Genomic DNA, 18,392 nt, shown 5'->3' with positions numbered 1-18,392 from the left:
AGCACCCTGCCGCCCTTCAATACACGATGCAAAGCAGGCGGTCCCCTCGTCTGGTTGCCCGTCCCGACCTCAAACGCCGTCCTCTTACATTAGTTCCAAACCATCGGAACTTTTTCGGAAAGCCGGCGTTTATGTTTTCAGGGTTTATTTTCGGGGCTTGTAATCACCTTGGCCTGCAATCTATGCAATTACGTCGGAGGGAGACGTCCATCATGAGCCTATCCGCAACCATCGCTCCGCACCTGCCGTTCCTGCGCCGCTTCTCGCGAGCCGTTTCCGGATCGCAGGAGAGTGGCGACGCGCTGGTCGCCGCGATGCTCGAAGCCATCATCGCCGACATCGACATCTTTCCGGACGCGTCGAACGACCGCATCGCGCTCTACAAAGTCTTCGCCAGGCTGTTCACCTCGGTCGCCATCCGCGTTCCGCAAGAACACCCGCAGTCGGCGTGGGAACAGCGCGCCGCCGCCAATCTGAACGCGATCTCACCCCGCCCCCGCCAAGCCTTCCTGCTGGTCGCCGTCGAAGGTTTCAGCGAAGACGAGGCGGCGGAGATTCTCGACGTCGACGATCAGGAGTTCTCCGAACTTCTCGCCGAGGCCAGCAACGAGATTTCCCGCCAGGTGGCAACCGATGTGCTGATCATCGAGGACGAGCCGCTGATCGCCATGGACATCGAGCAAATGGTCGAAAGCCTCGGCCATCGCGTCGTCGGAACTGCGCGTACCCACGCCGAGGCGGTGGCGATGTTCACAAAGACGCGGCCGAAGATGGTGCTGGCCGACATCCAGCTTGCCGACGGCAGCTCGGGCATCGAAGCGGTGAACGAGATCCTGTCGTCCACGCCGGTGCCGGTGATCTTCATCACCGCCTTTCCCGAGCGCCTCCTGACCGGCGAGCGGCCGGAGCCGGCCTTCCTCGTCACCAAGCCGTTCAATCCGGATATGGTCAAGGCCCTGATCAGCCAGGCGCTGTTCTTCGACCGGCATGCGAAAGCCGCTGCATAGGACCGGGCAGGCCCAGCCTCGCGCTGCCCGTTCCACGGATCGCCCGTTTTCCCACTGATCGAATGATGCTGGCCGCTTGCGGCTGGCAAACGTCACTTGCGCCTCGAACTTCCCCCTGCGCATGGCGATTCAATTCGGGCCGGAAAGATTTCCAGGGATCGTCTTTTTCGGGAAATGGTGGAACAAACGGTAGCGAAAGACGTTTTTGCCGTACCATTTGAAGGAGATGGATCATGCTTTACTGGGCGCTCGTATTTCTCGTCGTCGCGATCATTGCAGGCGCTCTTGGTTTCGGCGGTATCGCCGGCACCTCGGCCGGTATAGCGCAGATACTGTTTTTCATTTTTCTCGCTTTCCTGATCATTTCGCTTATCGCGGGCTTGTTCAAACGCGCGTCGTGAACTGCGATCGAACACTGGGAGCCGCACCCCTCAAGCGGTTTCCAGCTACCGCCGGGCGGAGTCCTTACCGGACGTCGCTCGGCGGACCTCTTTTTGGAACCCAATTTTCCGTCAGCCGTTCAGTCTGCATTGGGCGGTGAAGTGACCAATGCAATCCAGAGCCGGAGACATGAAAGACAGCGGACGGAGCGATGAAATCATCGCTTTGCAGTCCGCTGAGAGTGGAATGCAGCTTGGCCGGGCCCTTCTCCATGCGCTGCACAATGCCGGCATTTCGGTTCTCTATCAGGATCGCGAGATGAAAACCGTCTGGGCCCGCAACATGCGCCCGCCATGGGCTTCCGATACGACCGACGGCAACGGCATCCTGCCGCTGGCGCAGGCGGAGCGTATCGGTGCGGCCAAACGCAATGTCGTCGCATCCGGCAATCCGGAACATCTTGAGCTCAGCATTCCCGCCGATGATGGCGTTCGCTGGTTCCAAATATGGGTAGACGCGGATCATGACGACGGCGGCGCCGTGCAGGGCGTCGTCACCACCATGGTCGAAACGACCGAGCAGAAACGTCGCGAGCAGACCCTGAAGACGCTGCTGCGCGAGGTCAGCCACCGCTCAAAGAACCTTTTGGCAATCATCCAGAGCATCGCCACCCAGACCAGCCGTTATTCGGACACGCTCGGTGATTTCCTGACACGCTTTCGCGGCCGGCTGCAGTCGCTTGCCTCATCCCAGGACCTGGTGACCTCGTCGAACTGGCGGGGAGCGGCACTGCGCGAACTGGTGTCCGGCCAGGTCGGCCGCTATGGAGCCGACCCTGTGCGCAGCTTGCGTTTCCAGGGTGCAAATCCGTACCTCAACCCCAATGCCGCCCTGCATATCGGCTTGGCCATGCACGAGCTTGCCGTCAATTCGGTCAGCTACGGCGCTCTGTCGCGAGCCGACGGATTCGTCGAGGTGACGGCCGATCTGACGGCCGCTTCCGCTGGCGAGACCGCATTGTCGCTGACATGGGCCGAAGCCATCGGAGCCAATGACAATCAGCCCAGTGAGAAGCGCTTTGGCAGCGTCGCGCTGGAGCGCGTCGTGCCTGCGTCGTTGAACGGTACGGCGACACTTGAAATCACCGGGGACCGCCTCGAATATCGTCTTGTCGTTCCTCGCGGCAATTTCGAGACGGATTGAACGGACAGCAGCCGAGCCCAAGAGAGCCGTGGCCAAGAGGGCTGGGGATCGATACGGGCCGCGCCGGCTTAACCATCTGTTCACCATAAAGTCCGATGCTGTTTTTCCCAGACACCGCTCCGCATGACGTTTTCGATCGCAGTTGCTGCGCAGTACGGGAGGAATGGCTTTGACGGTTGCCGACATCAACAGGCTCGAACAGGCCGCGCGCGTTTCGATGGGCGGGTTTCAGGATCTCGAAGCATCCGCGATGCCGTCGCCCCATACTTCCCTCCCGACCCCCGGCGTCGCCGCGATCGGGCTGGCTGCAGTGGTCGTCCTGGTCGCCGCGTTCCAGTTGATCTAATGCATGTCGCGCAAAAGCATGCCCTCGGGCCTGACCCAGGGCCTGACCCGAGGCCTCATGTCGACCTGTTCTCCAATCAGTCGCGCCAGCCTGCATGGCAGGAACTTTGACGGATGTGGCCCGTTCTTATGGCCGGAGGACCGTCGCCATGGAACACATCGCTGCCGTGTTGCTGGTCATTGGCTGTTCGAACGCGATGACCGAGTGTCGCGAACTGCCCGTATCGGTGAGCGTTTTCGAAACCGCTCAGGAATGCACCGCCGCGCGGCCCTTTGCCTTGAGCGATTTGCAGGGTCAGGCTCCGCGCATAATTGCCAAATGCCTTTCCGTCGATCCGGCACTTGAGGATGATTACGACCAGATCGTCTGGAATGTGCGTCCGGACGGCACGCTCGACGCGTCCGTGGAGATTTCCAATCTTGAGGTTGCCTCGAACGGCGCGCGCCCCGAAAAAGATTCCCTTAGCCAACAATGAAATCGAGCAGGCAAAACGCTTTTTCGCATGATACATGACGGTAGAGCTACAAGTGAGGACAAAAAGGCGAGGAGTGACCCTATGCGGAAGATGATTATTGCCATGGTTGCCGTGATCGCAGTCAGCGGTTGCAGCACCACTGAGAAGGATGTCGCCGTCGGCGCCGGTGTCGGCGCGCTGGCCGGCGGCCTGATTGACGGCGGCAAGGGTGCGCTGGTGGGCGCAGCCATCGGTGCCGGTTCCGGCCTGCTGGTGCGCAACCTGCGCAACGGCTATTGCCAGTACCGCGACAACCGTGGCCGTCTGTTTACGGCTCGCTGTTGATCCGTTTCAAACGCATGAAGCAATAGAAGCGGAGACCGGACGAGCCGGTCTCTGTTTACTTGCGCCTTCGAAAACGGTCGGTTTGCGGCAGCGTTTCAGTCCGACAGTGGAATCCTGATTTCCACGCTCAACCCGCCATCGTGAAAATCGCGATTGATCGTACCGCGCAATTCGCGCGTGACGTTCAGATCGATCAGCTTGGTGCCAAAACCGGTTTTGACAGGTGGTTCGAGCTTCTTCTGGCCGGCTTCGCGCCAGTTGAGGACCAGCGTCCGGTCGCTCCTGCGGCCCTCGACCGACCAGTCGACCTTGAGTGACCACTCGCCCGTTCTAGCATTGACCGAATTGCCGGTTTCGCCATATTTCAGCGCGTTCGTTGCCAGTTCATGAAAGGTCAGGCCGAGCGCTTGCGTCGTCGTCTCGTCGAGCAACACCTCTGGCCCCGACAATATCCCCTCGGGAAGCTCCTTGCCGAACACCTGGCCAAGTTCGATGCGCAAGAGATCGCCGAGATCGGCCTTCTGCCAGCGCGAGCGCGTCAGCATGTCCTGGGAAGCCGCCATCGCTTGCAGCCGGGCCGAAAAAGAGGACGAGAACTCGTGGACGTCGGTAGCGTGCGACGCCGTCTGGCGCGCGATCGCCAGCACCCGCGTGATCGAGTTCTTGATGCGGTGCTTCATCTCCTGCAGCATCAGGTCTTTTTCGAGCAGGCTTTTTTCCGTCGTTTCATGAAGCAGCGAGACCGCGTCATAGGCCCGCTCCTGATAGCGGGCCACCAGCGCGATGGTTCCCGCAAGCAGCAGCCCGAACAGGCCGAGCATCACCGGAATGGCGCGCGAGGAGGGTTGCGAGAATGCGCTTGTCGGTCTGAACAGGACGGTCCATGGACGTCCGGCGATGGTGATCTCACGAGAAACCAGCAGCCTGTCGCCGAAGCTCGACGCCGGCGGCGTTTCCGACTGGAACAAAAGATGGTCGGCATCCACCTTGCCGTCATAGATTTCGATGTTCACCGGCAGCAGCGGCGTTCGGCTCAGCGCGGTCTGGAACAGATCGCGGGCGCGGAAGGCCGCATAAAGAAAGCCTGCTGTCGAGGATCTGGACGCATCGATGCCGTCCTGGGCGGTTTCGACGTTGAGCCGCACGAAGACCAGGAAGCCGGTGAAGGTCTGCGCAGCACCTGTTTCCTGGCCTAGCTGCACGCGCCCGCTCGCGTGCTGCTGGTTGTCGGCCATCGCCCTTTCGATCGCCTCGCGCCGCACCGGTTCGGTGAACATGTCGTAGCCGATGCTGGACTGATTGGAAGGATCCAGCGGCTCGAATAGCGTGATGGGCGTACGCCATGGCAGCGTTGTCGTAGCCGGATAGATCGCATCGCTGGCGCCATAGTCGTGCAGGATGGCACGCTCGACGGCTGCCTCGTCGCCGGCTCTCACCAGCCGGAGAAAGCCGATACCGCGCAGGCCGGTAAAATTGTCGTTGATACCAAGCGCTTCGAAGAACGCCTTGAACTCACCCCGCGAAATGCCACCATTGCGCGCCTCGAACAGCGCATGGGTCGATCGCAGCAGCGACAGATGCAGGTCGATGCGGCTATCGATCCGGTTGAGCGCATCGTCCGCCGTCGCCTCGAACTTGATGCGCGCCGCTTCCTGCGTGGCGAAATAGGCGAATCCCGCCATCGTCAGGCTGATCAGCGCGACGGCGATGAAAGCGACGATCGGGAAGAACTTCTTCAAGTTGCTGCTGCGGCCCATGGTTCCCCATCTTATGGGCAAGTCCCCGTGGCAACACAATGGCGCGGCCAAACCATCATGACGACTGGCATATCACATGACAGGTATTTGACGCTTCAGGCGGCGATCTTCAGTGCACCTGGGCCCGGAATTGCACCGGGCGGGCACTTGCCCAAAATGATCATGCCGAGCACCTCGTCCTGGGTCACGTCGCTGGTGTGCGCCGTGCCGACGACCCGACCATTCTTCATCACGCAGACGCGGTCGGCAAGCTCGAACACATCGTGGATGTCGTGGCTGATCAGGAAGATGCCGATGCCGTCGGCCTTGAGCTGCATGACCAGTTCGCCGACCTGTGCCGTTTCCTGCGGCCCCAATGCCGCCGTCGGCTCATCCATGATCAGGATGCGGGCGTTGAACAGGATGGCGCGCGCGATTGCCACCGACTGCCGCTGGCCGCCCGAAAGCTTGACCACCGGTTCCTTGAAGCGCTGGAAGCGGGGATTGAGCCTGCCCATCACCTTGCGCGCCTCGGCCTCCATGGCGCCGTCGTCGAGCGTGCCCCAGCCGGTCATCAGCTCGCGTCCGAGGAAGAGATTGGCGGCGGCGTCGACATTGTCGGCGAGCGCCAGCGTCTGGTAGATCGTCTCGATGCCGTATTTCTTGGCGTCGCGCGGATTGGAGATCGAAGCCTCTTCGCCATTGACGAAGATCTGGCCCGAATCGCGCTTGTAGGCGCCGGACAGGATCTTGATCAGCGTCGACTTGCCGGCGCCGTTGTGGCCAAGCAGCGCCACGACCTCGCCGGGGAAAAGGTCGATCGACGCATCGTCGACAGCACGAATGCCGCCAAAGGCAATCGAAATGTTGCGCATATCGATCAGTGGCGTGGGCGCAGTTGTGTCAGCCATGATCGTTCCTCCCCATAGTTTCTGCTTGAGCATGGTCTTGTCGAAACCGGCGTCCAATTTTCGCTGACGCGGCGCTTCGGCTCGGGATCATGCTCAGACCCGCTTGCGGTAGACGGTGTCGAGCCAGACGGCGACGACCAGCACGGCGCCGACAACGACGCTCTGAAGCGGTGAATCGATGCCGAGCAACACCATGCCGGACTGCAGCGACTGCATCAGAAGTGCGCCCAGCATCGCGCCGAGCACCGTGCCGGAGCCGCCGGCCAGCGACGTACCGCCAATGACCGCAGCCGCGATGACCAAGAGCTCGTCCAGCGTACCCAGCGCATTGGTCGACGCATTGAGGCGGGCCGACGCAATCGCCGCGCTGATCGCGGCCAGCACGCCCATGATCATGAACACCTTCATGGTCACCCAGCGCGTGTTGATGCCGGCGAGTTCGGCCGCTTCCGGATTGCCGCCAATGGCGAAGACATAGCGGCCGAAACGGGTGCGCCTGGTGATGAAGGTCATGACGATGCCGACTGCGACCGCGATCAGCACCGGTATGGCGATGCCATGGGCGATGAACAGGCCGCCTTCGGGAACAGTGATGCCGGTCCGCTGAGCGTACTGGCGAACGATGCCGATCGGCCAGGGGTAGGAATTGGCGATCCAGACGGCGCCAAGGATGGCGGCGCAGGCGACAACACCAAGCAAGCTCTCCGCCCAAACCGGGCGCAGCGGGAATTTGAACCGCTTGCGCTGCGACCGGCCGTTGAGCAGCATCAAGGCGACGGCCACACAGGCGAGAATGCCGACGATCCAGCTTGCAGTTGCCCCGATCGAGCCACGCGGCCCGCCACCCATGAGCTGGAATGTGGCGTCGAGCGGCGCGACGGTGCGCCCGCTCGTCATCAGCCACGCGATGCCGCGCCAGATCAGCAGGCCGCCCAGCGTCACGATGAAGGCCGGAACCTCGAGATAGGCGATGATGAAGCCCTGGAGCGCGCCGATCATGAGGCCGAGCGCTACGCCGGCAGCCAGTGCGATGATCCATATCCAGGGATTTCCAAGCTGGAAGCCCATGACCCGGATGAGGAATTCGGCCTGCGCGACGCCCATCACCATGCCGATCACACCTTCGACGGAGCCGACCGAAAGATCGATGTTGCGCATCACGATGACCAGCACCATGCCGGTCGCCATGATCGCGACCGAGGAGGTCTGCACCGACAGGTTCCAGAGATTGCGCGGCGTGAGGAAAAGCCCGCCCGACAGGATGTGGATTCCAACCCAGATGACCAGCAGCGCGCCGATCATGCCGAGCATGCGTATGTCGAGTTCGGTTGCCTTGAGGAAGCGGCCGACGGGGCTGAGCTCGGATTCACGCGCCCGATCGGCAGCTGTGTCGGCGGCCGGCGTGTTGGAAGTCGTGTCGGCCATGATGTCCTCCCACCGGGTTGCCGTCTGCCGCGGATGCCGGAAGCAGCTTAGAAGTTAGCCGCGAGAAGCGGAAAAACAATTCTTTTTGAAAAAACGCCGCGGCGTGAAGCCGCGGCGTTTCAGGCTTCTTGCGAAGGCCGGATCAGTTGCAGACCGGGACGGTGCCCGCTGCCACGCCGGCGCAGACCTCTTCCTTCTTGATCCAGCCCGCGTCGATGACGACGTTGAGATTGTCCTTGGTGATGGCAATCGGCGTCAGGAACAGCGACTTGACGACATTGCCGCCCGGCGTGGTGAAGTCCTTGACGCCCGCAATGTCTGTCATCTGCTTGCCGTCGGCCAGCTGCGAGGCGATCTCGGCAGCGTTCTTGCCGAGCTCGCGCGCGTCTTTCCATACTGATACGGTCTGCGTGCCGAGCGCGATACGGTTCAGCGCGGCATGGTCGCCGTCCTGGCCCGACACCGGGACGGATCCGGCCAAGCCTTGCGCCGTCAGCGCCGCGACGACGCCACCAGCGGTGCCGTCATTGGCAGCAACCACGGCATCGACCTTGTTGTCGTTGGCGGTCAGGAACTGTTCCATGTTCTTCTGAGCGTTGGCGGGAAGCCAGCCGTCCGTATAGGCCTCGCCGACATTCTTGATCTTGCCGCTGTCGATCGCGTCCTTGAGCACTTCCATGGATCCGGCGAACAGAAAATCGGCATTCGGATCGGCGCCCGAGCCCTTGATGAAGACGTAATTGCCTTCCGGCGCCACCTTGAACACTTCGCGGGCCTGCATGCGGCCGACTTCCTGGTTGTCGAAGGTCAGATAGAACACGTCCTTGTTCTCGATCAGCCGGTCATAGCCGACGACCGGAATGCCTTCGTCCAGCGCCTTCTGCACCGCCGGCCCGATGGCCGAGGCATCCTGCGCAAGGATGATCAGCGCGTTGGCGCCCTGCGAGATCAGGCTCTCGACATCGGTCAGCTGCTTGCCGGGATTGGACTGTGCATCGGCGGAAATATACTTGTCGCCGGCGGCCTCGATCGCCGACTTCATGGCGGCTTCGTCGGTCTTCCAACGCTCTTCCTGGAAGTTCGACCACGAAACGCCAATGACCTTGTCCTTGGCCTGTGCGACCGACGCGAGCGTCAGCGACATGGCGACCCCCGCCAGAATGGCGGCTGTGAATCTCTTCATGATTTTCCTCCCTGCGCCGCGTACGGCGCGACCAACTGGCCCGAAGGCCGGCACAAAGGCTCCTATTTTTTCGAGCCTCGAAAAAATACTGGTCCAACGCCGAAGCACTGTCAACACCAATTCTGATGGATTTTGTTGGCCTGCCGGCTTTTTTTCGAGGCTCGGAATAAACAATGACAGGCCCTTCTGCTTCTGCCAGTATTTGTCGGACATTACCGACGGCTTCCGGTTCATGAGCGGCCGCGGCAATAGGGAGGAAGCAAAAGAATGTCGGTTGGAATCCGTCATGACGATTTGCGCCGGCGCAACCGGGCGATGGTGATTTCTGCGGTACGCCGGGCCGGCCAGCCGTCGCGGACCGAGATCGCCGCAACCACCGGCCTCAGCCATTCGACCATATCGGCGATCTCTTCCGACCTGATCCAGCAAGGCATCCTGACCGAGAGCAAGGCGAGCGAGACCGTTTCGATGAAACGCGGCCGACCGCAGGTCGGCCTCAGCCTCAATCCGGAAGCCGCTGCGGTATTGGCGGTCGTGTTGTCGCTGAATTTCCTGTCGGTCGCTGTCATCGATTATGCCGGACAGGTGGTCGCCGAGGAACAGCGCCGGCTGGACACGCTGACCATGTCGCGCGACGAGCTGATCGACGAATGTGTCGCCATCGTGCGGCGCCGGATCGAAGACCCCAACCTCGACGTCCAAAGCGTCGCCCGCATCGCGCTGGCGATCCAGGGCATCACCGATTCGCATGCGCGCGCCATGTTGTGGTCGCCGATCACGCCGCAGACGAACATCGCCTTCGCCGACATTCTGGAACGCGAGTTCGGCATCCCGGCCATCATGGAGAACGACTGCAACATGATGGCCGTGGCGCTGCGCTGGCGTGACCCGGATCGCTACCGCGACGATTTCATCGCCATCCTGCTCTCGCACGGCATCGGTATGGGGCTGGTGCTGAAGGGCGAACTGTTCACCGGCACCCATTCCTCGGGCGGCGAATTCGGCCACATGATTCATCGGCCGGGCGGCGCGCTTTGCCGCTGCGGGCGGCGCGGCTGCGTCGAGGCCTATGCCGGCAACTACGCCATCTGGCGCAACGCAAGGCAATTGAGCGAGAACGCAGAGCCGGTCGCCGATGTCAGCGACGCCGAGATGCGGGCACTGGCGGCCCGGGCGCGCCAGACGGACGGACCGGAGCGCGAAGCCTACCGCAAGGCCGGCGAAGCGCTCGGCTTCGGGCTTGGCAGCCTGTTCGCGCTGATCGATCCGGCGCCGGTCGCCATGGTCGGCGCCAGCGCTGCCGCCTTCGACCTGATCGAGCCGGCCCTGCGCGAGGCCATCGCCCAGACCGCCGGCGGCCAGCATTCGGGTTCGATTTCCTTCGACACCGAGACGAACGAGCTGCCGCTGATCCGCGAAGGCTGCGCCTTGCGAGCGCTGAGCTTCGTCGACCAGGAGATTTTCGCGCCGGGCGCGCAAGGGAAGTCCGGCACGATCAGGAAGGACGTGGCGTGAGTCCGAAGGCAAGGAACAAAGGCGGAATGCGACTTGGGGTTGTGTTGAGATTCAGGTCAGGCCGCGCCGGAGTCGAAGACGGGCGCGAAGCGACCAGACTGGGCGAGTTCCGAGAACCGGAACGGAGCGTACTTTTGGGTACGTACCGGAAGCGCAGGAAATCGCCGGTCGCAGGCCGGCATCACCTGAATATCAGCTAGTCTTCCCTGATCGCATAGCCCGCACCGCGGATGGTGCGGATGACATCGGGCATGCGACCATTGTTGACCGCCTTGCGCAACCGGCCGACATGGACGTCCACCGTGCGCTCGTCGATGTAGATCGTCTCGCCCCAGACATTATCGAGCAACTGGCTGCGCGAGAAGACCCGACCTGGGTGCCGCATCATGAATTCGAGCAGCCGGAATTCGGTCGGCCCGAGCCGGATCTCGCTCTTCTTGCGATAGACCCTGTGCGATTCGCGATCGAGCATGATGTCGCCGACCTTCAGCACGCTGGACAGCACTTCGGGCTTGGCGCGGCGCAGCAGCGCCTTGATCCTGGCCATGAATTCCGGTGTCGAGAACGGCTTGACCAGGTAGTCGTCGGCCCCTGTCGAGAGGCCGCGCACCCGGTCGCTCTCCTCGCCGCGTGCGGTCAGCATGATGATCGGCAGCCGCTCGGTTTCGGGGCGCATCCGAAGGCGTCGGCAAAGCTCGATGCCGGAAACCGCCGGCACCATCCAGTCGAGCACCAGAAGATCGGGCACGTTTTCCTGCAGCCGGATTTCGGCCTCGTCGCCGCGCGTCACCACCTCGACCTGATAGCCTTCGGATTCCAGATTGTAGCGGAGGAGGACGCCCAGCGGCTCTTCGTCCTCCACCACCATGATGCGTGGCGCGATCATCGACCGGTCACCCCCGTCATGTCGCCGGCGCCGACATCGTCGTTTCGTCGAGCTTCGGGCGATCCGCCGGCAATTGCTGCCCGGTCACGACATAGTAGGCGTTTTCGGCGATGTTGGTGACGTGATCGCCGATACGCTCGAGATTCTTGGCGCAGAACAGAAGATGCGTGCAGGCGGTGATGTTGCGCGGATCCTCCATCATGTAGGTCAGGAGTTCGCGAAAAACCGCCGTGTATTTCACGTCGATCTTCTGGTCGTCGGCGCGCAGTTCTTTCAACGCGCCGGCATTGCGCGACACATAGTGCTCGACCACGCCGCGGAGCTGCACAAGAACGAGATCCGCCATCGCGTCGATACCGTGCGAGAGATTACGCGGCGTGGCGCTCTGCCCGACTGCGCTGACCCGCTTGGCTATGTTCTTGGCCAGGTCGCCGATGCGCTCGAGATCGCCGGCCATGCGGATTGCGCCAACCACGGCGCGCAGATCTTGCGCCATCGGCTGCCGCTTGGCGATCAGCGTGATCGCACTATCGTCGAGTTCGCGCTGCCGCGCATCCATGATGGCGTCGTCCGAGACGACGCGCTGCGCCATCGCATTGTCTGATGCAAGCAACGCGCGGATCGAGGCTGCGACCATCGCGGCGGCGAGCTCGTCCATATCGCGGATCAGCCTGTCGATGTGCTCCAGTTCCTCGTCGAAAGATGCGACGGTGTGTTCACCCATGATACTGTCCTCGTGTTCGAAATTCGCCGCCGGACCGCTCAGCCGAACCGGCCGGTGATGTAGTCCTGGGTGCGCTTGTCGTCGGGGTTGGTGAACATCTTGTCGGTCGCGCCCTCCTCGACCAGATAGCCGAGATGGAACATCGCCGTGCGTTGCGACACGCGCGCTGCCTGCTGCATCGAATGGGTGACGATGACGATCGTGTAGTTCTGGCGCAGTTCGTCAATCAGTTCCTCGACGCGGGCGGTGGCGATCGGATCGAGCGCCGAACAGGGCTCGTCCATCAGGATCACTTCCGGCGATACGGCGATGGCGCGCGCGATGCACAGGCGCTGCTGCTGTCCGCCGGAGAGACCGGTACCCGACTCGAGCAGGCGATCCTTGACCTCGTTGAACAGGCCGGCCTTCTTCAGGCTCGATTCAACGATGCCGTCCAACTCGGCCTTGCTCCTGGCCAGGCCGTGAATGCGCGGACCGTAGGCGACGTTTTCATAGATCGACTTCGGAAACGGGTTCGGCTTCTGGAATACCATGCCGACGCGGGCTCGCAGCTCGACGACATCGATCTTCGGGTCGTAGACATCCTCGCCGTCGAGCGTGATCTTGCCGCTCACCCGCGCGATATCGATGGTGTCGTTCATTCGGTTCAGGCACCGCAGGAAGGTCGACTTGCCACAGCCCGATGGGCCGATCAACGCCGTCACCTGGTTCTCGCGGACATCGAGATCCACGTCGAACAGAGCTCGCTTCTCGCCGTAATGAACAGAGACCTTGTCGCCCTTCATCTTGATCGAAGGGGCGATGGTTCCGCTGCTCAGTTTCTGTTCGACGCCGGCTTCCGTCATGATGTTCATATCCTCTACTCCTTACCAGCGCCGCTCGAAGCGCCTGCGCAGTATCACCGCGATGGCATTCATGATGACCAAAAAAAGCAGCAAAATCAAAATCGCCGCCGAAGTCTTCTGCTGGAACCCGGCTTCCGGGAAATCCGCCCACATGAATATCTGCACCGGCAGGATCGTCGCGGGATCGGTGAAGCCGCCGGGAATGTCGACGATGAAGGCGACCATGCCGATCATCAGCAGCGGCGCGGTTTCACCCAGCGCATGCGCCATTCCGAGGATGGTGCCGGTCATGATACCCGGCATCGCCAGCGGCAGGACGTGATGGAATACGGTCTGGACCTTGGACGCTCCGATGCCAAGCGCCGCCTCGCGGATCGACGGCGGCACGGCGCGCAGCGAAGCGCGTGAGGCGATAATGATGATCGGCAGGGTCATCAGCGCCAGCACCATGCCGCCGACCACCGGGGCTGAGCGCGGCAGGCCGAAGAAGTTCAGGAATACGGCAAGTCCAAGCAGGCCGAAGACGATCGAAGGCACCGCCGCCAGATTGTTGATATTCACTTCGATGGTCGTCGTCAGCCGGTTCTTGGGCGCAAATTCCTCAAGATAGATCGCCGCCGAAACGCCTATGGGAAAGGCGATGGCGAGCGTGACGATCATGGTCAGGAACGATCCGACGACCGCGCCCCAGACACCGGCCAGTTCCGGCTCGCGGCTTGCGCCGGTGAAGAAGAAGATCGAGTTGAACCGGCTTTCGATCAGGCCGGCGCTCTTCAGCGTGTCGAGCCAGACGATCATCTTGTCGGAAATCTTTCGCGATGCTTCCGGCGTGTCGATGACGCGCAGGAATGCCTGGCCGCTCGCTGCGGGCGCCGTGCTGTCCAGCGCCTCGATCACCGTGCCCTTTGCGACCGCCGTCCCGTTGGCCCCAGGCGACAGCGCGGTCAGCTTGACCGTACCGCCATTGAACGCGACCAGCAGCGACGATGCGCCGCTCGTCAGCGTGAGCATACCGTTTTCGCCCTCGGTCGCACCATTGCCACGCGCCAGCGTCAGCATGGCGTCGTCGCCGAAGGTCAGATCGATGTCGCCGCTGGTTTCCGAAGGGGTGACGCTTGTCGAAATCGCTTCGTCCGAACCGACGTCGGCAAGCAACCCCTTGAGATAAAGGTCGGCAAAATCGTCAAGTGGAACCGCATAGTCCACCGTTCCTCCGAGCATCCCCGGATCAGCCGCAATATCTTTGCGCAGGAAGACGCCTGTGCCGGTGGAAATCAGTCCGCGCAGCAGGCGCTTGTCCTGACGGCTCGTCACATCAGGAAATTTTGCCGTAAGCGCTTCCTGAGCGATGGCGTCGTAGTTGGCGGCGTCGAGTTTCGCCGGGTCGACCTTGGCCGCCGAAAGATCGATCGGCAGCGTCAGATAGTTCTGCCGCAGCGCCGGGATCGCCTGCGTGACGATCGTCGACAGGAGCAGCACAAGGAATAAGCCGGCCAACGCGACGGCTGCGGCGCCGAGCCATTTGAACCACGTTTCAGTGCGGTAACGACCCTTCAGCCGCGCCTTCGCGGCATCGTCGGTATGAACGCTGACCGGCCGCCGGCCGGCGCCGAATGACGCGATCGCATCAGTCATATTGCTCTCGGTATTTCTGGACGACGCGCAAAGCGACGATGTTGAGGGTAAGCGTGATGCTGAACAGCACCAGGCCGAGTGCGAAGGCTGCAAGCGTCTTGGCGCTGTCGAACTCCTGATCGCCTACAAGCAGCGTCACGATCTGCACCGTCACGGTGGTGACCGCTTCGAGCGGGTTGGCCGTGAGGTTTGCCGCCAGGCCCGCCGCCATGACCACGATCATTGTTTCACCAATTGCGCGGCTGACGGCGAGCAGCATCGCCGAAACGATGCCCGGAAGGGCAGCGGGAAGGACCACCTTGCGGATGGTTTCCGACTTGGTCGCGCCGAGGCCGGCGGAACCGTCTCGCAGGGATTGCGGAACGGCATTGATCACATCATCGGAAAGCGAGGAAACGAAGGGAATGATCATGATACCCATGACCACGCCTGCCGCGAGCGCGGATTCGGACGCGACGCTGAGGCCCAGGCTTTCGCCCATACCGCGGAAGTAGGGCGCAACCGTCAGCGCGGCGAAGAAGCCGTAGACGACGGTCGGGATGCCGGCGAGGATTTCCAGTACCGGCTTTGCCATCGCGCGGACGCTTTTGGAAGCGTAATCCGAAAGATAGATGGCAGCCATCAGCCCGATAGGCGCAGCCACCAGCATGGCGATGAAGGTGATGAGCAACGTGCCGGCAAAGAGCGGCACCATGCCAAAAATATCCTGGTTGACCGCCCCGGCTTCCGTTCCGGCGCCGGCGAAGGCGCTCTGCGGCGACCAATGCGTGCCGAACAGGAACTTATAGAACGGCACCTGTTGGAAGAACCGCAGGGACTCGAAGATAAGCGACAGGACGATGCCGATCGTCGTCAGGATCGCGACCACCGAACAGGCGATCAAGAATGCGCGAAGAACGCGCTCGACCACGTGGCGCGCCCGGTAGGCCTGTGCGATACGCGAATAGGCCCAGTAAAATCCGGACGCGGAAAGCACGAGCGCGACGGCCCAGATGATCCAGGTGCTGGTCGTATGGATCGATTTGTAGACGGCCGCGGCCGCCTCTTTCGCCGGATCGGCGAAGCCGACAAGCCCGCCAAAGGCCATCGCGCGAGCGTCGCGGATGAAAGCTTCGACCTGAGGAACGCCCATTCCCGACAACTCGGAGGAGAAGCGGTCGGCAATGATCGACGATTCAATTCCCGGCGTCACCAGCGACCACAACACGATCGCAAGCAGCGCGGGACCGGCAGCAAAAAGCGCCAGAAACATGCCATGTTGGCCAGGCAGCGAATGCAATCGCGCGACGTCGCCATTGACACTGGCAATTGCGCGTGTCCGGCCGATCCAATAGGCCGCAGCGGCCAGAATTAACAGTAGAACAACGAGATAACCGACCATTCAGGACGTCCCCTCGACCGCCGGTCATTCACCGGCTCAAAGCACGGGACCTCTGGTCCCGCGCTTTGGGCTTTTAGAGCATGAGGGTCAGGGCGGATATACACCCGGACCCCGAAACATCAAGAGCCCATGCCCTTCAGGGCCTTGGCGTTTTCGGCCCACTTGGCGCGCTCGGCGTCCGGCAGCGGGATCAGGCCCTTGTCGGCCAGATAACCATCAGGACCCCATGCGCCGTCCGAGGTGTACTCGGCGATGAACTCCTGCATGCCGGGGATGACGCCGACATGCTCTTTCTTGGCATAGATGTAGAGCGAGCGGGAAACGCCGTAATCGCCGGATGCGATGTTCTCGAAGGTCGGCTCGACGCCGTCGACCTTGTGGCCCTGCAGCTTGTCGGCGTTCTGGTCAAGGAACGAGAAACCAAAGATGCCGAAGGCATTGGCGTTGGCTTCCAGCTTCTGGACGATCAGATTGTCGTTTTCGCCGGCCTCGACAAAAGCGCCGTCTTCGCGGATCTCACCGCAGCCCTTTTCATTAGCCGCCTTCACTTCTTCCTGGCAGGCCGCATCCATGACGAGTTCAACGAACGCATCGCGCGTGCCGGATGTCGGCGGCGGGCCAAGCACCTCGATCTTTGTCGCGGGAAGCGATGCATCGACATCCGACCAGTTCTTGTAGGGGTTGGGGACGACCTTGCCGTCAACAGCGACGTTCTTGGCGAGCGCCTTGAAAACCTGTTCCTTGGTCAGATCGACGACAGCCCCTGCCTTCGAGTTCGCGAGTACGATGCCGTCGAAGCCGACCTTGATCTCGACCGGCGTCACGCCGTTTGCCTTGCAGGTCTTAAGTTCGCTGTCCTTGATGGCGCGCGAGGCATTGGTGAAGTCAGCGGTATTTTCGCCGACGCCCTGGCAAAACAGCTTCATGCCGCCGCCGGTGCCAGTCGACTCGACGACCGGGGTCTTGATCTTTCCGCTCTGGCCGAGCTTTTCAGCGACAGCCGTCGTGAAGGGGAACACTGTGGACGAACCGACGATTTGAATCTGGTCGCGCGCGGCGGCATAACCAGCCGACGCGGCGAGCGCAAGCGCCGCGGCCGACGCCGTAAGGAGGAATTTCTTCATGTGGCCTGCTCCTGTTCGGAAAATAGTCTCTCGGCGCCATTCCTTCGGCGCCCGCTGAGGCCAATAGCCTCCGATTATTACAGTCACATGACAGTTTGATGTCAGCCCGGTAACGCGGCACTGCCGTGTCGAAAAGGAAGCGCCGCGGGTCTCGCCGGCACAGCCGTGGTTTGCCGCTGGAATCAGCAGCTTGCACGATTTCCGGCCGACATTTGCCCTCGACAGGCGAACAATTGGCGCCGAAAAAGAAAATCCGGGCGGGAGCGCGTTGCATGCGGCCAAGGAGGTCATGGCCGCGCCATCGCCGAAACAGGTCCGTTGGGGTAAATCTGACCCTGCTTCTTGCCGGCGGTCGCTGCTCCCGCCCGTAACCGGAGGGCGGAACTCGAATGCGCTTATTGTCCCAACCGGACGCACGCTTTGGTATGGTGCGATCGCACCATAGTCTTGCTCGCAACGCGTCGCCGAATCGCGGCTGAACTCTACGGCCTGACGGGGATGCCAATCCCGCGTTGCGCTGGATTTCTCCGTCCGCGCCGAGCCAGCGCTCGACCTTTTCGAGCAAGGCCCTGGGGCTGATGGGCTTGGGCAGGCAATCGTCCATGCCCGCCTCCGGTCGCGCTAGTCTAGGGACATTGCGGCACTTTGATTTTGCGCATGATCCCCAGCGAAATCGATTCCGATTCTCCGGGTCATGCGCTAGCCTTGCCCGCGGTGTATTCCGACGGTTGTCGGCAGAGCCGAAGCCGCGTTATAAATCCCGCAAGGGTGTTGCCGATGTTGGGACGGATCCTGCCTTTTTTCCTGTGCCCGATGCTGCTGTTGGGGAGCGGCTGTTCGCGCAGCTACGACGGCACCGTCGTCATTCCAAGGCCGCTCGATGTCCGGCGGTTCTGGGACAGGCCGCCGCAGCAGGCGCAAGCCGAACAGCAGCAGCTGCTGCAGACCGATGTCTTTCCTGTGGCGCCCGAAACGCCGAAAAGGGCGACGGCTCCCGGTATCAAGACTCCCGTGGCGCCGAGAAGGCACGTCAGGAGGATTTCCAACGATCCGCCGATGCCGTCATCCGAGCCGACAAAACCGCTCACCTGCAGGAACGTCAGCCAACCCGGAAAACGGGTCCGCATGGTCTGCGAATAGCCGGCCGGCATTCAAACGGTGGCAGCCAAATATCCCTCCTCAAACGCTGCCTGCGCACCTGACGCAGCGGTTCGGTCAGACGCGCACGCGATCGCATAGACCGACTTGTGGGTTTCGGGCTGCCCGATCGATCCGGTGCCCCGACAATCCA

At 62.0% G+C, this 18,392-nt stretch carries 18 protein-coding genes; 8 read left to right on the top strand and 10 right to left on the bottom strand.

Annotated features, from left to right (window positions below):
* Nucleotides 1-212: 212 nt before the first annotated feature.
* The 6 genes from AC0NIE_RS07670 to AC0NIE_RS07645 all read left to right on the top strand — a co-directional run bounded on the left by AC0NIE_RS07670 (nt 213) and on the right by AC0NIE_RS07645 (nt 3,736).
* A complete protein-coding gene (locus tag AC0NIE_RS07670) occupies nt 213-1,007 on the top strand; it encodes a response regulator (protein WP_258121726.1) in 795 nt (264 codons plus the stop codon).
* Between the two features lie 233 nt (nt 1,008-1,240).
* Complete coding sequence (locus AC0NIE_RS07665; RefSeq protein WP_023797107.1) at nt 1,241-1,408, top strand: DUF1328 domain-containing protein; 168 nt, start codon at nt 1,241-1,243, stop codon at nt 1,406-1,408.
* Between the two features lie 148 nt (nt 1,409-1,556).
* Entirely contained in the window at nt 1,557-2,591 is a 1,035-nt protein-coding gene (locus tag AC0NIE_RS07660) for a sensor histidine kinase (protein ID WP_473486925.1), read from the top strand.
* Nucleotides 2,592-2,754: 163 nt separating this feature from the next.
* On the top strand, nt 2,755-2,937 hold the full coding sequence (locus tag AC0NIE_RS07655; protein WP_473486926.1) for a hypothetical protein: 183 nt from the start codon (nt 2,755-2,757) through the stop codon (nt 2,935-2,937).
* 148 nt (nt 2,938-3,085) lie between these two features.
* A complete protein-coding gene (locus AC0NIE_RS07650; protein WP_473486927.1) occupies nt 3,086-3,412 on the top strand; it encodes a hypothetical protein in 327 nt (108 codons plus the stop codon).
* Between the two features lie 81 nt (nt 3,413-3,493).
* Nucleotides 3,494-3,736: a YMGG-like glycine zipper-containing protein gene (locus AC0NIE_RS07645; protein WP_258121719.1), complete on the top strand. Its 243-nt coding sequence runs from the start codon at nt 3,494-3,496 to the stop codon at nt 3,734-3,736.
* Nucleotides 3,737-3,831: 95 nt separating this feature from the next.
* Here the strand turns inward: AC0NIE_RS07645 and AC0NIE_RS07640 are convergent, their stop codons facing one another.
* The 4 genes from AC0NIE_RS07640 to xylF form a co-directional block, all read right to left on the bottom strand.
* On the bottom strand, nt 3,832-5,475 hold the full coding sequence (locus AC0NIE_RS07640) for a CHASE domain-containing protein (protein WP_473486994.1): 1,644 nt from the start codon (nt 5,473-5,475) through the stop codon (nt 3,832-3,834).
* Nucleotides 5,476-5,588: 113 nt separating this feature from the next.
* Nucleotides 5,589-6,383, bottom strand: a complete 795-nt coding sequence (locus tag AC0NIE_RS07635) for an ATP-binding cassette domain-containing protein (protein ID WP_473486928.1) — start codon at nt 6,381-6,383, stop codon at nt 5,589-5,591.
* A 93-nt stretch (nt 6,384-6,476) separates the two neighbouring features.
* The gene (locus tag AC0NIE_RS07630) at nt 6,477-7,808 is read right to left on the bottom strand and encodes a sugar ABC transporter permease (RefSeq protein WP_473486929.1); all 1,332 of its coding nucleotides are present in this window, start codon (nt 7,806-7,808) and stop codon (nt 6,477-6,479) included.
* 142 nt (nt 7,809-7,950) lie between these two features.
* Entirely contained in the window at nt 7,951-8,991 is a 1,041-nt protein-coding gene (gene xylF / locus AC0NIE_RS07625; protein WP_292512078.1) for a D-xylose ABC transporter substrate-binding protein, read from the bottom strand.
* A gap of 267 nt (nt 8,992-9,258) precedes the next feature.
* On the opposite strand from xylF, the gene AC0NIE_RS07620 reads away from it, so the two are divergent.
* Nucleotides 9,259-10,506, top strand: coding sequence for an ROK family protein (locus AC0NIE_RS07620; protein WP_473486930.1), 1,248 nt, complete (start codon nt 9,259-9,261; stop codon nt 10,504-10,506).
* 196 nt (nt 10,507-10,702) lie between these two features.
* Here the strand turns inward: AC0NIE_RS07620 and phoB are convergent, their stop codons facing one another.
* From phoB to AC0NIE_RS07590, 6 genes are all read right to left on the bottom strand, one after another.
* Complete coding sequence (gene phoB, locus AC0NIE_RS07615) at nt 10,703-11,392, bottom strand: phosphate regulon transcriptional regulator PhoB (RefSeq protein WP_123150227.1); 690 nt, start codon at nt 11,390-11,392, stop codon at nt 10,703-10,705.
* A 16-nt stretch (nt 11,393-11,408) separates the two neighbouring features.
* Nucleotides 11,409-12,116 carry a phosphate signaling complex protein PhoU gene (gene phoU / locus AC0NIE_RS07610; protein ID WP_123150226.1) on the bottom strand — a complete coding sequence of 236 codons (708 nt, stop codon included), beginning with the start codon at nt 12,114-12,116 and terminating at the stop codon, nt 11,409-11,411.
* A gap of 38 nt (nt 12,117-12,154) precedes the next feature.
* Complete coding sequence (gene pstB / locus AC0NIE_RS07605) at nt 12,155-12,970, bottom strand: phosphate ABC transporter ATP-binding protein PstB (RefSeq protein WP_473486931.1); 816 nt, start codon at nt 12,968-12,970, stop codon at nt 12,155-12,157.
* 12 nt (nt 12,971-12,982) lie between these two features.
* Nucleotides 12,983-14,596 (bottom strand): phosphate ABC transporter permease PstA, encoded by a 1,614-nt coding sequence (pstA, locus tag AC0NIE_RS07600; protein ID WP_473486932.1) that lies wholly within the window; start codon nt 14,594-14,596, stop codon nt 12,983-12,985.
* Nucleotides 14,589-15,977 (bottom strand): phosphate ABC transporter permease subunit PstC, encoded by a 1,389-nt coding sequence (gene pstC / locus AC0NIE_RS07595; RefSeq protein WP_473486933.1) that lies wholly within the window; start codon nt 15,975-15,977, stop codon nt 14,589-14,591. Before pstC ends, pstA begins: the two co-directional genes overlap by 8 nt.
* Nucleotides 15,978-16,096: 119 nt before the next feature.
* Nucleotides 16,097-17,101 carry a PstS family phosphate ABC transporter substrate-binding protein gene (locus AC0NIE_RS07590; protein ID WP_473486934.1) on the bottom strand — a complete coding sequence of 335 codons (1,005 nt, stop codon included), beginning with the start codon at nt 17,099-17,101 and terminating at the stop codon, nt 16,097-16,099.
* A gap of 777 nt (nt 17,102-17,878) precedes the next feature.
* On the opposite strand from AC0NIE_RS07590, the gene AC0NIE_RS07585 reads away from it, so the two are divergent.
* Nucleotides 17,879-18,241, top strand: a complete 363-nt coding sequence (locus AC0NIE_RS07585; protein ID WP_473486935.1) for a hypothetical protein — start codon at nt 17,879-17,881, stop codon at nt 18,239-18,241.
* Nucleotides 18,242-18,392 lie beyond the last annotated feature (151 nt).

Source organism: Mesorhizobium sp. WSM4842, assembly GCF_055901575.1.
This window is presented reverse-complemented; position numbering and strand designations above follow the sequence as displayed.